This window comes from Massilia sp. HP4 (assembly GCF_005222695.1).
Taxonomy (GTDB): domain Bacteria; phylum Pseudomonadota; class Gammaproteobacteria; order Burkholderiales; family Burkholderiaceae_D; genus Telluria.
In genome coordinates, this window is the sequence record NZ_STGG01000037.1 from 22715 (window position 1) to 37619 (window position 14905).

13 protein-coding genes and 1 tRNA gene are annotated in these 14905 nt (G+C 64.7%); 2 read left to right on the top strand and 12 right to left on the bottom strand.

Annotated elements, in window-relative coordinates; translation table 11 throughout:
* Positions 1-15: 15 nt before the first annotated feature.
* From E8M83_RS13475 to E8M83_RS13485, 3 genes are all read right to left on the bottom strand, one after another.
* Complete coding sequence (locus E8M83_RS13475) at positions 16-249, bottom strand: hypothetical protein (RefSeq protein ID WP_137173858.1); 234 nt, start codon at positions 247-249, stop codon at positions 16-18.
* A 77-nt stretch (positions 250-326) separates the two neighbouring features.
* Positions 327-403 (bottom strand) — tRNA-Met (locus E8M83_RS13480).
* A 47-nt stretch (positions 404-450) separates the two neighbouring features.
* Positions 451-1602, bottom strand: coding sequence for an MFS transporter (locus tag E8M83_RS13485; protein WP_267874222.1), 1152 nt, complete (start codon positions 1600-1602; stop codon positions 451-453).
* A gap of 73 nt (positions 1603-1675) precedes the next feature.
* Here E8M83_RS13485 and E8M83_RS13490 point away from each other — a divergent pair, with 73 nt between their 5' ends.
* The gene (locus E8M83_RS13490) at positions 1676-2125 is read left to right on the top strand and encodes a helix-turn-helix domain-containing protein (protein WP_137173859.1); all 450 of its coding nucleotides are present in this window, start codon (positions 1676-1678) and stop codon (positions 2123-2125) included.
* Positions 2126-2132: 7 nt separating this feature from the next.
* Here E8M83_RS13490 and E8M83_RS13495 read toward each other — a convergent pair whose 3' ends face one another.
* Entirely contained in the window at positions 2133-3269 is a 1137-nt protein-coding gene (locus tag E8M83_RS13495) for a class I SAM-dependent methyltransferase (protein ID WP_170976798.1), read from the bottom strand.
* A gap of 1 nt (position 3270) precedes the next feature.
* Complete coding sequence (locus E8M83_RS13500) at positions 3271-3480, bottom strand: hypothetical protein (RefSeq protein WP_137173860.1); 210 nt, start codon at positions 3478-3480, stop codon at positions 3271-3273.
* 200 nt (positions 3481-3680) lie between these two features.
* Between E8M83_RS13500 and E8M83_RS13505 the strand changes: the two genes are divergently transcribed.
* Positions 3681-6572, top strand: a complete 2892-nt coding sequence (locus tag E8M83_RS13505) for a glycosyl hydrolase 115 family protein (protein WP_137173861.1) — start codon at positions 3681-3683, stop codon at positions 6570-6572.
* Between the two features lie 69 nt (positions 6573-6641).
* Here the strand turns inward: E8M83_RS13505 and E8M83_RS13510 are convergent, their stop codons facing one another.
* The 7 genes from E8M83_RS13510 to E8M83_RS13540 all read right to left on the bottom strand — a co-directional run bounded on the left by E8M83_RS13510 (position 6642) and on the right by E8M83_RS13540 (position 14806).
* Positions 6642-8027 carry a Gfo/Idh/MocA family oxidoreductase gene (locus tag E8M83_RS13510; protein ID WP_137173862.1) on the bottom strand — a complete coding sequence of 462 codons (1386 nt, stop codon included), beginning with the start codon at positions 8025-8027 and terminating at the stop codon, positions 6642-6644.
* 27 nt (positions 8028-8054) lie between these two features.
* Positions 8055-9350: a Gfo/Idh/MocA family protein gene (locus E8M83_RS13515; protein WP_137173863.1), complete on the bottom strand. Its 1296-nt coding sequence runs from the start codon at positions 9348-9350 to the stop codon at positions 8055-8057.
* The gene (locus tag E8M83_RS13520; RefSeq protein ID WP_170976799.1) at positions 9343-10155 is read right to left on the bottom strand and encodes an FAD:protein FMN transferase; all 813 of its coding nucleotides are present in this window, start codon (positions 10153-10155) and stop codon (positions 9343-9345) included. Before E8M83_RS13520 ends, E8M83_RS13515 begins: the two co-directional genes overlap by 8 nt.
* A 30-nt stretch (positions 10156-10185) precedes the next feature.
* Positions 10186-10995, bottom strand: coding sequence for a DUF1080 domain-containing protein (locus E8M83_RS13525; protein ID WP_206077456.1), 810 nt, complete (start codon positions 10993-10995; stop codon positions 10186-10188).
* 83 nt (positions 10996-11078) lie between these two features.
* Positions 11079-12230, bottom strand: a complete 1152-nt coding sequence (locus E8M83_RS13530; protein ID WP_137173865.1) for an endo-1,4-beta-xylanase — start codon at positions 12228-12230, stop codon at positions 11079-11081.
* A gap of 36 nt (positions 12231-12266) precedes the next feature.
* Positions 12267-13286, bottom strand: a complete 1020-nt coding sequence (locus E8M83_RS13535) for a glycoside hydrolase family 43 protein (RefSeq protein WP_137173866.1) — start codon at positions 13284-13286, stop codon at positions 12267-12269.
* Between the two features lie 32 nt (positions 13287-13318).
* Positions 13319-14806 carry an MFS transporter gene (locus E8M83_RS13540; RefSeq protein WP_137173867.1) on the bottom strand — a complete coding sequence of 496 codons (1488 nt, stop codon included), beginning with the start codon at positions 14804-14806 and terminating at the stop codon, positions 13319-13321.
* Positions 14807-14905 lie beyond the last annotated feature (99 nt).

Genomic DNA, 14905 nt, shown 5'->3' on the forward strand with positions numbered 1-14905 from the left:
GCCGGCAGGGCCGGGCTATTCGGGATCGGGCGCCCAGACCGGCAGGCCGGTCAGGTCGAGTTTGTCGTCGCGCTGCCAGACTGGCAGGCCGGTGGTGTCGGTTTCGTCGAGCAGGTGAAGTTGCTCTTGCTTGAGCCCACTGCGGCGCGGACGAGGGCCGGTGCGTTTCGGCTCAACAACTGGAGCGAGCGGCGCCGCCGGCTCGAAGCCCGGCAGGTCGAACGTTGCGTTGTCTTTCTTGTCTCTCACACTTTGCCTCATTTTCTGCATTTGTTGCCGCAGAAAACAAAAGCCCGGCTCTCTGAGTCGGGCTCTTGTATCGAATTTGGTTGCGGGGACAGGATTTGAACCTGTGACCTTCGGGTTATGAGCCCGACGAGCTGCCAGACTGCTCCACCCCGCGTCTGAGAACGATAGTATAGCGCGTCTGGCGGCCGTTTGCAATCGAGGCTAGTCAGATAGTCTCCGTGTCGCCGCCCAGAACCACAGTGCCGCCAGGCTGATGCCACCGCCGAGCAGGCACACGCCGTTCCAGCCGGCATGCGCGTAGACCTGGGTCGAGGCCATCGCACCCAGCCCACTGCCCACGGCGTAGAACAGCATATAGGCGCCGACCAGGCGGCTGTGTTCTTCGCTGGCGGTGCGGAAAATCATGCCCTGGTTGGTGACGTGGATGGCCTGGCCACCGAGGTCGAGCAGCACGATGCCGATGACGAGCGCCCACAGCGAGAGCGGCATCAGCGCCAGCGGCAACCAGGCCAGCAGCAGCAATAGCAGCGCCGCCAGCGTGACCTGCCGTTCCCGGCCGCGGTCGGCCAGGCGGCCGGCCCAGGTGGCGGCCAGGGCGCCCGCCGCGCCGACCAGGCCGAAGGCGCCGATGGCGGTGTGCGAGAAACCGTAGGGCGCTGCGCTCAGCGGCAGCACGAGCGCGCTCCAGAACACATTGAAGGCGGCGAACATCAACAGGGCCAGCACGCCGCGCACCTGCAGGACGCGGTGCCGGCGCAGCAGGGCGAACATCGAGGCCAGCAGCGCCGGATACGCCATGCTCGCCTTGCCGCGCGCGAGCACCGGCAGCCGCCGCCACAACAGCGCCGCGAGCAGCAGCATCGCGCCGGCCGAGCATAGGTAGACGCCGCGCCAGCCCGCCACATCGCCGATGGCGCCGGCCACCACGCGCGCCAGCAGCAGGCCGACGAAGACGCCGCCCTGGGTGGCGCCGACCACGCGGCCGCGTTCATGTTCGGCGGCGCTGCTGGCCGCGTACGCGATCAGGCCCTGAGTCATCGCGGTGCCGAGCAGGCCCGTCAGGAGCATGGCCGCCAGCAGCAGCGGCGCCGACCCCACCATGCCGACGGCGGCCAGCACCGCGGCCAGCAGCAGGGCTTGCGCCAGCATCAGGCGCCGGCGCTCGAGCAGGTCGCCCAGCGGCACCACGAACAGCAGCGCCAGGCCGCAGCCGAGCTGGGTGGCGGTGACGATGCCGCCGATGGCGGCCTGCGGTAGCGCGAAGTCGCGCGCCACGGCGTCCAGCAGCGGCTGGGCGAAATAGACATTGGCGACACTCATGCCGGCGGCGATGGCGAACAGTGGGGTGGGCAAGAGTTCATCTCCATTCGGTTGCAAATTGAAACCAGTTGAAGCGTAGTCAATCTGGTTTTAAAATGCAACCACTATGGCGAAAAAAGATACCCTGATCGATGAGCCATGTCCGGTGGCCAGGTCGGTCGACCTGATCGGCGACCGCTGGTCGCTGCTGATCGTGCGCGATGCCTTCGATGGAATGCGTCGTTTCACCGACTTCCAGCGCAACCTGGGCGTTGCGCGCAACATTCTGGCGGACCGCCTGCGGCGGCTGGTGGAGGCCGGCATCCTGGTCGCCCAGCCGACGGCGCCGGGCGGCGCCTACCACGAGTACGTGCTTACCGCGCGCGGCCAGCGGCTGTTCCCGGTCGTGGTGGCGCTGAGACAGTGGGGCGAGGGCGAACTGTTCGCGCCGGGCGAGGCGCATTCGGACCTGGTCGAGAAGAAGACCGGCAAGCGGCTGGCGCGCATGGCGCCGGTGGGGGAGGACGGCAACTTGCTGGCGCCCGGTGACACCGAGGTACGCAAGTTGCCGCAATAAGACAGGGTCAGCCGGCGCGCAGGCGCCACAGCGAGGTGACTTCCTTCGAACGCGCCGCATGCAGCGGATCGTCCGGATCGCTGGCGCGAGGGTGCACGGGACGCGTATCGTGGCGGGCGACGACTTCCAGGCCGGCGCCCTGAATCCAGCCCAGCAACTGCTCGCGGCTGCGCAGGCCCAGGTGCTCGGCGAAATCCGACATGACCAGCCAGCCTTCGCCATCTGGTTCAAGGTGCGCGGCCAGGCCATCGAGAAAACCGCGCAGCATGCGGCTGTCCGGATCGTAGATCGCGTATTCGATGGCAGAACTTGGTTTGCCCGGCAGCCAGGGCGGATTGCACACCACCAGCGGCGCCCGGCCTTGCGGGAACAGGTCGGCCTGCTGGATGTCGACCTGGGCTGCAAGACCAAGCCGCGCGATGTTCTCGCGCGCGCAACCGAGCGCCCGCGCATCCATGTCGGTGGCGAGCACCTGCATCCCGCGCCGCGCCAGCACGGCCGACAGCACGCCGGTGCCGGCGCCGATATCGAAAGCCGTTTTCGCGCCCGTGGGCAGCGGCGCCTGCGCCACCAGTTCCACGTACTCGCCGCGCACCGGCGAGAACACGCCATACCAGGGGTGGATGCGGTCGTCGAGCGCCGGCACCATGACGCCCTTGCGCCGCCATTCGTGGGCGCCGATCACGCCCAGCAGCTCGCGCAGCGACGCGACATAAGGTTCATCGGCCGGGCCGTAGGCTTCCAGGCAGGCCAGGCGCGCATCGGGTGCGCGCCGCAAGGGGATGCCATGGTCGGCTTCGAACGGGATCAGGAGCATCGCCAGGGTGCGGGCGCGCTGCAGCTGGGTCAGGCGATGGCGGTGGAAAGCCTCGGTTGGCGTGGCCGGCGCCTTGGGCTTGGCGCGGCGGCCGCGTTCGCCCTTGTGCTCGATGCGGCGCACCAGCGCCTGCAGCAGCTGGCGCGCGTTCTGGAAGTCGCCGCGCCACAGCAGGGCGGTGCCGTCCAGCGCGAGGCGATAGGCGGCGTCGGCGCTCATGGTGTCATCGGCCAGCACCACTTTCTTCGGCGCCGGCCAGCCGCTCTCCGAGCGCCACAGCGCCCAGCGGGTTTCTCCACCTTCCTGCCATGCGATCCGCGTCGTCATATCAGTGATGGTGATGCCAGTTGGTATCAAGCGATTCGAGATAGCCCTTGACCGCGTCCGGGCTGCCGGTTGCGTGGCGTTTCACTTCGCCGCAGGCGCAGATGCCCTGGTAGGGCTGGATGTGCGAGCAGGCGGACACTTTCTGGAGGAAGACTTTGACCGGCTTCGTGCATTTGGCGCACTTGAAGGTCAGGATGCGGGCAGGCTTCATGGTTGCAGCTTATAGATAGGGGAAGAAAGGCGGCATTCTACACCCGCCGTCATTGCCGCCCGGGCGCCTGCCCGTGTCACGTATGAATTGACAACAAATAACCGTCAAACCTATACTCGAATGATCGCGCTAACACAAAATGTTATAAATTGTTATTACAGTTGGAGATCACCATAAAAACTCAGGAGACAAGGAAGCTCATGACACTGACGATGAAGCTGTTTCGGCGCGCCCTTGCGCCAGGGATGGGACTATGCGCGGCGCTCTGCGCGGTGCTGGCCGCGCCATCGGCCTGGGCGGTGGGCGAGCGCCAGATCGTGCGCTTCGAGGCCGGCCCGCAAACCGTGGTGCTGGCGGACAAGGGCCGCGCCGCGCCGCTGCTGGTCGATCCGGAGGACGACGCTGGCGTGCGGCGCGCCGTGGCCGACCTGCAGGGCGATATCGCGCTGGTCACCGGCGCCAGGCCGGCCTTGACGCACGCCGCGGGTAGCGCGGCCGATAGCGTCATCATCGTCGGCACCCTTGGGCAAAGCGCCCTGGTCGACCGCCTGGCCGCGGAAGGCAAGATCGACGTCGCCGGCCTGCGCGGCAAGTGGGAAGGCTTCCTGATCCAGGCCGTCGCCAACCCGATGCCGGGCGTGGCGCGGGCATTGGTGGTGGCCGGCAGCGACCGTCGCGGCGCCATCTTCGGTGTCTATACCCTGTCGGAACAGATGGGCGTCTCGCCCTGGAAGTGGTGGGCCGACGTGGTCCCGGCGCGCCAGGCCACGCTGGCTGTCCCCCTCGATACCAAGGTGAGCGACGCGCCGGTGGTGCAGTACCGCGGCATCTTCCTGAACGACGAGGCGCCGGCCCTGACCAATTGGGCCAAGGAGAAATACGGCGGCTTCAACCACAAGTTCTACGAAAAAGTCTTCGAGCTGGTGCTGCGCATGCGCGGCAACTACCTGTGGCCGGCGATGTGGCCGCCCGCGGCCTTCTATGCCGACGACCCCGAGAACGGCCGCCTGGCGCACGAGATGGGCATCATCATGGGCACCTCGCACCACGAGCCGATGATGCGCGCGCACGACGAATGGGCCCGCTTCGGCAAGGGCCCGTGGGACTACAGCAAGAACGCCGGCGTGCTGCAGGAATTCTGGAAGCAGGGCCTGCGCAACTCGCATGGCCAGGACCGCGTGATCACGCTGGGCATGCGCGGCGACGGCGACGAGCCGATGTCCGAGGACGACAACGTCGACCTGCTGCAGAAAATCGTGCGCGACCAGCGCGCGATGATCGAGAAGGACACCGGCAAGCCGGCCGGCGAGGTGCCGCAGGTCTGGGCGCTGTACAAGGAAGTGCAGGGCTATTACGAGAAGGGCATGCGCGTGCCGGACGACGTGCTGCTGCTCTGGTGCGACGACAACTGGGCCAATATCCGCCGCCTGCCAACGCTTGACGAACGCGCGCGTCCGGGCGGCGCCGGCGTCTACTATCACTTCGACTACGTGGGCGGCCCGCGTTCCTATAAATGGCTGAACGTGACGCCGATCCCGAAGATCTGGGAACAGATGCACCTGGCCTGGCAGTACGACGCCAAGCGCATGTGGATCGTCAATGTCGGCGACCTGAAGCCGATGGAAGTGCCGATCGAGTTCTTCCTGACCTATGCCTGGAACCCGCAAGCCTGGCCGGCCGAGCGCCTGCCGGAATACCTGCGCCTGTGGGCGACGCGCGAGTTCGGCGCCGAGCATGCGGTGGAGATCGCCGACCTGGTCGATCAGTACACGCGCTTCAACGGCCGCCGCAAGCCCGAGCAGCTCGCGCCGGACACCTATAGCGTGCTCAATTACGATGAAGCCGGCCGCATCGCGCGCGACTACGCCGCGCTGGCCGAACGTGCGCGCAAGATGGCCGGGAAACTGCGGCCCGAACAGCGCGACGCTTTCTTCCAGCTGGTGCAGTATCCGGTCGCGGCATCGAGCAATATGAACGAACTGTACGTGGCGGCGGGCCTCAATCACCACTACGCCACCCAGTTCCGCGCCACCACCAATGACATGGCCGAGCGTGTGCAGGCGCTGTACAAGAACGACGTCGAGCTGGCGCGCCAGTATCATGCGGTCAAGGGCGGCAAGTGGAACCACATGATGTCGCAGACCCGCTTCGGCTACGTCAATTGGGAACAGCCGCGCGCCAATGTGCTGCCGGCCGTGCACCGCATCGATGTGCCGGCTGGCGCCAATATGTCGGTGGCGGTCGAAGGCGGCGTCAAGGCCTGGGGCGCCTACGGTCTCAAGGCGCTGGACTTGCCGGTGTTCGATCCCTACGCGAAAAAATCGCACTACCTCGATATCTTCAACCGCGGCAGCGCGCCGTTCGACTTCCGGATCGAGTCCAATCAACCCTGGGTGGTGGTGAGCCAGGCCAGCGGCAAGGTGACGGGCGAGCAGCGCGTGACGGTCGATGTACGCTGGGACAAGGTGCCGGCCAGGCCGCAGCCGGCGGTCCTGACCATCACCGGGCCGAACGATACGCGGGTGCTGGTCAATGTGCCGCTACGTCGTGCTGACATCCCGGTTGGCTCCAAAGGCTTCGTCGAGACCGACGGCGTGGTGTCGATCGAGGCCACGAACTATGCGCGTGCACTGGCGCCCGAGGGCCGCAACTGGCTCAGGATTCCGGGCCATGGCCGCACCGATTCGGGTGTGACGACCTTGCCGGTCACCGCCAAGGCACTGGACGTGAAGCAGGGCATGCGCCTGGAGTACGACGTGAATACGGTCAGCAGCGGTCCGGTCAAGGTGCAGGTAACGCTGGCGCCGACCCTGAAATTCCAGCCGGGCGCGGGTTTCCGCTATGCCGTGTCGATCGACGACGAGGCGCCGACCATCGTCAATGTGCATGCTGACGAGTCGGAGAAATTCTGGGAAAAGATCGTGTCGGATGGGGCGGCGGTATTCACGACCGAGCATCAGTTGAGCAAGCCGGGCAAGCATGTGCTGAAGTTCTGGGCGCTCGATCCGGGCCTGGTGGTGCAGAAGCTGGTGATCGATGCCGGCGGCCTGAAACCGAGCTACCTGGGGCCGCAGCAAAGCCCGCGCCTGTAGATACCTCCAGGGCGGCGCGCCACTATGTGACGCGCCGCCATTGCTGCGCGGCTGAGAGTCGGGCCGCTGTTACGCCAGCTTGTAGAAGCTCTCCCACTCCTTGCGCGGCGGTGCTCCGGCAAGCAGCGCATTGGCGCGCTTGTGATTCGTGATCTGCTTGCTGACCGGATCGAAAGTGAGCCTGGCATTGACCCGTTGGGCAATGACGCCTAATGCCATCGCCTGGCACAAGGGACCTGCGACGGCAAAGTTCGAGCGGCAGGTTTCCTCTCCCATGCACGCCTTGAGGAAATTCGCATAGTGATTCGATGGGCTTTTCGGCACGGCTGGAAGGGCGAGGTCCTGTCCGGCCTCGCCAATAATGCTCAGTTCGGATCCATGTGTACCGCCCTTGAACGCCAGGTCGTCGCCGTAGATGATCTTCCCAGGAGGCAGCTTTGCTGCAGTACCACTGCCTTTCGACGGGGGCGGGACGTTTGGATCGACAATGGCTGCACCGAAATTCTTTGGCAGCGGCGGCAGGTTGTCGACACCGTCATACCACGTCAGTTCAAGCGGCGGCAGCGCACCGCGTTGCGGGAACCTGAATGCCAGCGTAGAGGCTTGAGGGAAGATGAGCGGACTGTAGCCTTCAAGCCGGACGGCGTCGATTTCGGTCGGCAGGCCAAGCTGGAGAAACTCATGGGCCGTGTCAAAGATATGGGCGCCCCAGTCGCCAAGGGCGCCGTTGCCGTAGTCGAACCATGAGCGCCAATCGCCGTTGATATAGCCTTGATTGTATTCATGGAACGCGCCGGTGGCGGTCCACCCGTTCCAGTCGAGTGTCGCCGGTATCGGCTGGCGCGGCAGGTAACCGGACACCTTCATGCCATGCCAGCGGCGCGGATTGTTCATGTGCGCCGTGATGGCGCGCACGTTCTTGATGATGCCGGCGTCGACCCAGGACTTGAACTGGAAATAGTTCGCCTCGGAGTGGCCCTGATTACCCATCTGGGCTGCAACCTTGTACTTGCGTTCGGCTGCCATCATCAGTTCGATTTCGCGAAAGCTCTGCCCCATCGGCTTCTCGCAGTAGACGTGCTTGCCCTCCGACATTGCCAACATCGCGATCGGGAAGTGCGAGAAGTCCGGCGTGCCGATACCGACGGCGTCGATACGCCCGCCCATCGCATCGAACATCCGGCGGAAATCCTGGAAGCGCGGCACCTTCGGGAACATCTCGAGGATCTCGGCCGTGTGCGGCGCACCCATGTCGACGTCGCACAGCGCCACGATGTTGGCGAGGCCGGTGGCATGCAGTTCCTTGATGATCTGTGCGCCGCGATTGCCGATGCCGACGCAAGCCAGGTTGACCTTGCCGGTCGCTTTGCCTGCATGGGCGAACCCAGGCACAGCGAGGGCGGCGAGTGCCCCCTTGACGAGTCGGCGGCGGGTCGAAGAGTGCGAGTGCTGCATGAAGTCTCCTTGAGTTGTTATAGGTTCTTACTTGTAGTCGCCGGGCCAGGCAATTTCACCTCCCTGGTCCATTGCTGCTTGCCCCATCAGTGCGGCAATGCCGGAACGGTAAGCGTGGTCGATCATTTGCGGAATCGGCTGGTCGAGGCGAATTGCGTTGGCAAATGCAGCCATCGATAGCAGGGTGCCGTCGTCACCGCCCAGGTCGCGGCGCAGCGCCTGTCCAAGCGCGTCGCTCTTGCTGTCCGCTTGCCAGCTCGGCCCGCCAATGGGAATCGTCTCCATGCTGGCGCGCTCCACGCGATCGATGGCTGTCTTGATGCCGGGCGCGGGAGGCGGTTGTTCCGAATACATTTTTCCGCTCTCGCCTTCGATCGTGCCCCGGGAGCCCAGGATCTGGATTTCCATGCCGTGGTGGCGATTACTGGTGAGCGAGTCATAGATAAAGGTGACGCCATCGCGGTAGCGAAACAGCACGTTCACGTTGTCGTACACCTCACGTTGATCTTTCCAGTGATTGATGCTGCCGTAGCCGACGCAGGATAGGGGCGCGGCATCGAGATACCAGTTGGCGATCTGCAGATGATGCGAAGCCAGCTCAGCCATGAGACCAGCCGATGAGGCGCGATACAGCCGCCAGTTCAGCTTGCGTTCGAGCCCGGGCGTCGGTACCTGGCGGCGCCAGTCATTGTTCCGGTGCCAGCTCGCGCGGATCTGCGTAATGGGTCCTATCCGACCCGACCGCACGATCTCGTGCGCGTGCAGGAACGAAGCACTGAACAAGCGCTGGTGCCCGACCTGGAATACACGTTTGCTGGTGCTTGCCGCCCGCGAGATGGCCTTGCACTCGTCCACGGTCAACGCCAGGCTCTTCTCACAGAACACATGCTTGTCGGCAGCCAGAGCATGCAGGCACATGGGAGCGTGCTCATGCAGCGGCGTCGAGATCAGCACACCGTCGAGGTCCGGCATGTCGAGCAGCTTGCGGTAATCGGTGAAGGCTTTCGGCTTGCCTCCCGCCAGCGCAAGGGCGGCGGTCAAGTGTGGCGGGTAATCGTCACACAGCGCCGTCACCTCGACGCCAGGCGTGTTCAACAAGTGTTGCAGCAACAGCTTGCCGCGCGAACCAGTGCCGATCATGCCAAGCCGTACGCGGTCCGAAGGTGCGTCGCCCACTGGCTGCGCGCGCAATGGCGCCATCCATGGCAAGCCACTGAGCAGGCTCGAGCCGGCGATGCTCGCAGCCAGTCGCGCAAGGAAGCGGCGCCGCAGGGCCGGATCGCTCGCTGCAGTGTGGGGTTTGTCGGGGAATTGACTATTCATGCTGCCATCTCTTTTCTACAGTCCAGCTTGCATCTCGTTCCAGATACGCGAATTCCACTGCCTGCGCGCCAGGGTAGTTCCGCAGGACGCTTGCGCGCCGCGAGCTGGGCAGTACGAATAGTGCGGTGGACAGTGCCTCGGCGTCCGCTGCGCCTGGACAGGAAACGGAAATCGTGGTGCATCCCTCTACCAGTTCGCCGGAAGCCGGAATGACGATGTGCGCCTGGCCATCACGGTTGCCGGAGGTGGACATCGCACCGCCGCGCAGTTCGAAGCGGTGCAGCGATCTACCCCGCTCATAGAGGTGTTCGACGCCGATCGGCCAGTGGTCGCCGGCCGGATGGGCGCCAATGACACCCACGGAACTTTCTCCGAAGCTCAGGAGGGCCTGTTCCACTCCCTGGTCGACCAGGTATTGCCTGACCACGTCGACAGCGATTCCTTTGCCGATGCCGCCAAGGTCCAGTTGTATGCCTGGATCGGCGAAGTGCAGCGTGCGCGCCGTGGCGTCGAAGTGCAGCAGCGCCATGCCGTGGCCGCGGCGCCGTGCGCCCTGGGCGATATCGAACGCGCCCCCGGTCAGGCGATGATGGCGCCTGCAGGTATCCAGCACCCGCCATAGCCCGTCGGGCACGGGCGCCGGACCGTGGGCGGCAGTGCGATTGAGCGTGGCCAGATCGCCTTCTGGAATAAAGCGGCTCATCATCAGCTCCTGCTCGCGCAGCAGCGCCTGCGTATGGCGAGCAAGCACCATTCCTTCGCGGGCGTCGACAGCCGGCAAGACCATGCAAAAGCGCGTATTCATCGCGCCTAGCGTGTGATGAAACATGGGCGCTTATTGTGGGCGCAGGTCGCGAATCATGATATTGCGAAAAGAGACCTGGTCGCCGTGATCCTGCAGCAGGATGTGGCCATCGGCCCATTCACCGAAGCCGGGAATGTCACGGAACTTGCTCGCCGCAGCGGCGGCGCGAAATGCAGGGGAACCGCGTTCAAATTCCACGGTCTTCCTGCCGTTGAGCCAAAACGTCACGTGTTTGCCCTGCGACAGGATGCGCACCTGGTTCCAATCGCCAACCGGCGAAGGCGTCTTGTCTTTTTTGGCAGCAATAAGATCGTACAAGGAGCCAATGGTGCGGTTGCCGTCGCGGCCCGCCTTTGCATCCGGATGGCGTTCGTCGTCAAGCACCTGGAATTCAAGCCCGATGGCCGAGCCGACTGCGGCCGGCTTGCCAGTCAGCCTGTCGATCGGGGCCAGGTTCGGCTGGGTGAAGATCTTCACGCCGCTATTGGCGCCAGGTGCGATCTTCACCTCCAGTTTGAGGTCGAAATCGGCGTAGCGCTTGCGGGTAATGATGTCTCCGCCGCCGCGCGATTCCTCGCCTCCCTCGCCCTGGACGGTCAGGATCCCATTGCAGGCTTGCCAGCCATGTTGCGGGAACTGCTCCGAGTTGACACCGCGCCAGGCGGCGTTGGATGTGCCGTCCCACAAGACGCTCCAGCCTTCGGCAATTTCTTGCGTTGTGAGTGCGGCCGAAGTTGCCGAACTCGTGGTGGAGCATTGGCCGGACTGTGCTGTTGCAAGCGGCGACGCGGCTGAAACAGCGGCGGCGAGAATCGCGGAAAACATCGGGTAAAAACGCATACGGATCTCCTTCGATACAACGATCTTGTGAGTGCTGCGGCTGATCGTACCGCACAGCAGGCTTGACGCTGTGCGATCGACGATCAGGCCTTACGCATCGGCATCGCGCGCAGCGAGGCGGCGATAGCTTCACGCATTGGTTTCGCGCGCAGCTGGCTGTCGTAAGGTGTCGGACGCTGCGCCAGGCCGTCCGGACGCTTCGCGTCGGCCCAGACCTGCAGCCAGTTCACGTGGTCGGCCATGCCCCACAGCAGGAAATCGCGGCAAGTCGGATAGCTCAGGGTCACGTCGAGGTAGTCGCGCGCCAGCGCCGCAGTGGCCGCGTCGCGCTTGGCGAAATCGGCGGGGAAGGCCTTGTCGTTGACGTCGAACTCGGTGATCAGCAGGTCCAGGCCCATGCCGGTGACCTCGTCCAGGAACTTGCGCCATTCGCGCAGCACCGCCGCGTTGGCGGGGCCGGACATCATGTCGCCGGCGCTGACATGGCTTTGCAGACCGAGGGCATGGATCGGGGCGCCGCGTTTCTTGAGTTCGGCCAGCAGTTTCAGCACGCCGGCGCGGTGCTTGGCGTCGTCACCCAGGCCCGGGCCCATGAAGTCGTTGTACACCAGCTGCGCCTTCGGCGCGTGCTCGTGGGCCTGGCGGAAAGCGAATTCGATCTGCTCGACGGCGCCCATGCGCTTGGTGAACACGTTCTGGATCAGGCTGCCGTCCTTCGGCGACACCGCCTCGTTGACGACGTCGTGGCTGATCACGTCCTTCAAATGCGTGCAGACGGTCTTGGCGTGCTCGCGCAGGATTGCTTCGGCGTGGCCGACTGGCTTCGATTTCAGGTCTAGCGCGTTGACCCAGGCGGGCAGCCACTTCGGATCCTGCCAGATCAGGGCATGGCCGCGCATCGCCATCCCTTCCTTGCGCGCCCAGGCGAACATCTCGTCGGCCGGTCCCCATTGGTAGGGGCCCGGTTTCGGCTGCAGGGCCTGCCACTTGGTCTCGTTCTCGGCGACGATCATATTGCACTCGCGCGCCATCAGTGCGCGGTAGGCTGGGTCGCGGAAACTCTTGCGGGTGTCCTGGTCTTCCAGCAAGCCGATGGCATTACCGAAGCGCATGCCTTTGGCCTTGGCCAGGTCCTTGAGGGCGGGGCCGGCGTTCTGCGCGGCCAGTACGTTGGGGGCGAGCATGGCGCCGGCGGCGGTGCCGAGCAGCTTGAGGGTGTCGCGTCGCGATGTCATCGGGTGTTGTCTCCTTTTATGTTGTCGATGTCCGGTTCACGCCTGGCGATAAGGCGCGATGGTGACGATCTTGCCGTCGTCGTCGTAATGCAGCTCGGTCACCTTCACCGAGCGCAGGTGGGTGACGCCGCCGGACAGGCTGCTGTCGTGATAGAACAGATACGAGCGGCCTTCGAAATCGCAGATCGAATGGTGGGTGGTCCAGCCGATCACCGGCGTCATGATCTGGCCCTGGTAAGTAAATGGGCCATAGGGACTATCGCCAGTCGCGTAGCACAGCAGGTGGGTGTCGCCGGTCGAGTACGAGAAGTAGTATTTGCCGTCGTGCTTGTGCAGCCACGGCGCCTCGAAGAAGCGGCGCTCGTTGTCGCCGGCCAGCAGCTCCTTGCCGTCGGCGTCGAGGATCTGCACCGCGCGCGGCTCCTCGCTCAGTTCCAGCATGTCGCCGCAGAGGCGCGCCACGCGCGGCTGCAGCGCCGGCTCGTGGGCGGCCGGTTCCTCATGCTCGGCGCCATACGCATTGTCGCGGTATTTCTGCAGCTGGCCGCCCCAGATGCCGCCGAAGTACAGGTAGAACTCACCGTCGTCGTCGCCGAACACGGCCGGGTCGATCGAATAGCTGCCCGCGATCGGCTGTGACTGCGCCGTGAACGGGCCGGTCGGCTGGTCGCTGACGGCCACGCCGATCTGGAAGATGCCGTCCGGGCGCTTGGCCGGGAAATACAGGTAGTACTTGCCGTCCTTGCTGGCGCAGTCGGGCGCCCACATCTGGCGCGCGGCCCACGGCACGTCGCGTACGTGCAGGGCCACGCCGTGGTCGACCGCCTCGGCGCCCGGATGGTCCATCGAGACCACGTGATAGTCTTCCATCGCGAAATGGGCGCCGTCGTCGTTGAAGGGCACGCCGGCTTCGATATCGTGCGAAGGATAGATATAGATGCGGCCGTCGAACACGTGTGCGGACGGATCGGCGATGTAGATGTGCTCGAGCAGGGGTGTGGAAATGGCGCGCTCCGTGAGGGATTGGACGCGGTCTTTGTCGATGATTTCAGGCATTGGAGTTCGTCTGGTTCGGGTTCAAGTGAAAATCATTGCTGGGCCGCGAGCGCGCGGCGTTCGCCGAGTTCGCGTTCGATCTGCAGCTCGGTGGTCTTGCGGATGTCGTACAGCGCCAGGCAGCACACGGCCAGCAGGAAGGGGATGGCCGCATACACGCTGACCGACAGGCGCACGCCATCGGCGACCTGGGCCGGCTGGACGGCTTGCGCGGCGTCGTAGCCATAGCCTGCCAGCAGGGCTGCCACCAGGGCGCCGCCGATCGAGAGGCCCGCCTTGAGGCCGAAGATCATGGCCGAGAACAGCAGGGCGGTGGCGCGGCGGTTGTTTTTCCACTCGGAGTAGTCGGCGACGTCGGCGATCATGGCCCACAGCAGCGGGATCGTGATGCCGTAGAAGAAGCCGTACAGGATCTGGGCGACGAACACCAGGCCGATCGAGCTCGGTCCGATCCAGTAGTAGCTGAGACGGAACACGGCCGCGAGCAGCAGGGCTGCGCCAAACACGTCGCGCTTGCCGAAGCGGTCGGCCAGCGGTTTCGAGAAGCCGATCCCGACGATCATCAGGATGATGCCGACCGCGTTGAACAGGGAAAAGCCCGAGGTGGCGGCGTCTTCCGGCCAGTGGAACTTGGTCAGGCCCATATTGGTGAGCATCGCGTTCAGGCCGTCGATGAAGGTCAGGAAGCCGACGTCGTTCAGGAAGGCCGCCAGCGCTGCCTCTTGCAGGAAGTTGCGGAAGTAGAAGATGTACATGCCGCCCTTGAGCGACAGCGTGATGAACACCAGGATGGTCAGCACCAGCATCACGACCCAGGGGCGGTTGCGCAGCAGGTCGGCAACGTCCTGCCTGATGCTCGAGCGCTGGCTTGCGCTCGGCACGATGCGTTCGCGGGTGGTGAAGAAGGTAATCAGGAAGCAGATGGTGCCGGCCACGGCGAAGATCATCATCGTGGTCTGGAAGCCGGCCACCTTGTCGCCGTCGCCCAGGATCAGCACCAGCGGCAGCAGCAGCACCTGGATTACCAGCTGGGCGACCAGCACCGCGACGAAGCGGTACGACGACAGGCTGTTGCGGTCGGCCATGCTGCCGGTCAGCACGCCGCTCAGGGCCGAATAGGGCAGGTTATTGGCCGAGTACACCAGCATCAGGAGGATGTAGGTCAGCAGCGCGTAGATGTACTTGCCGCGCTCGCCCAGGTCGGGCGTGCTGAAGGCCAGGATCGCCACCAGGCCGAACGGCACCGAGGTCCACAGGATCCACGGACGGAACTTGCCCCAGCGGGTCGAGGTGCGGTCGGCGATGATGCCCATCAGCGGATTGAAGCACGCGCCGACCAGGCCGCCGATGAAGATGATGCTGGCCGCGGCGTTCGGCGAGATCTGGTATACGTCGGTGTAGAAGAAGGCCAGGAAGGTGAGCAGGGTCTGGAAGATCAGGTTGGCGGCCAGGTCGCCCAGTGCATAGCCGATTTTTTCAGTTGTCTCCAGCGTCGGCTGCGCTTTGGTAATTGTCGTCATTGTCTTGCCAATCTATGTGTTGAAAAGCAATTGCAACCGTCTACCGTCTAGCGCCGGGAAGCCGTCGTGCGGTAGTCAGGTCACGCATGTATCACGCCG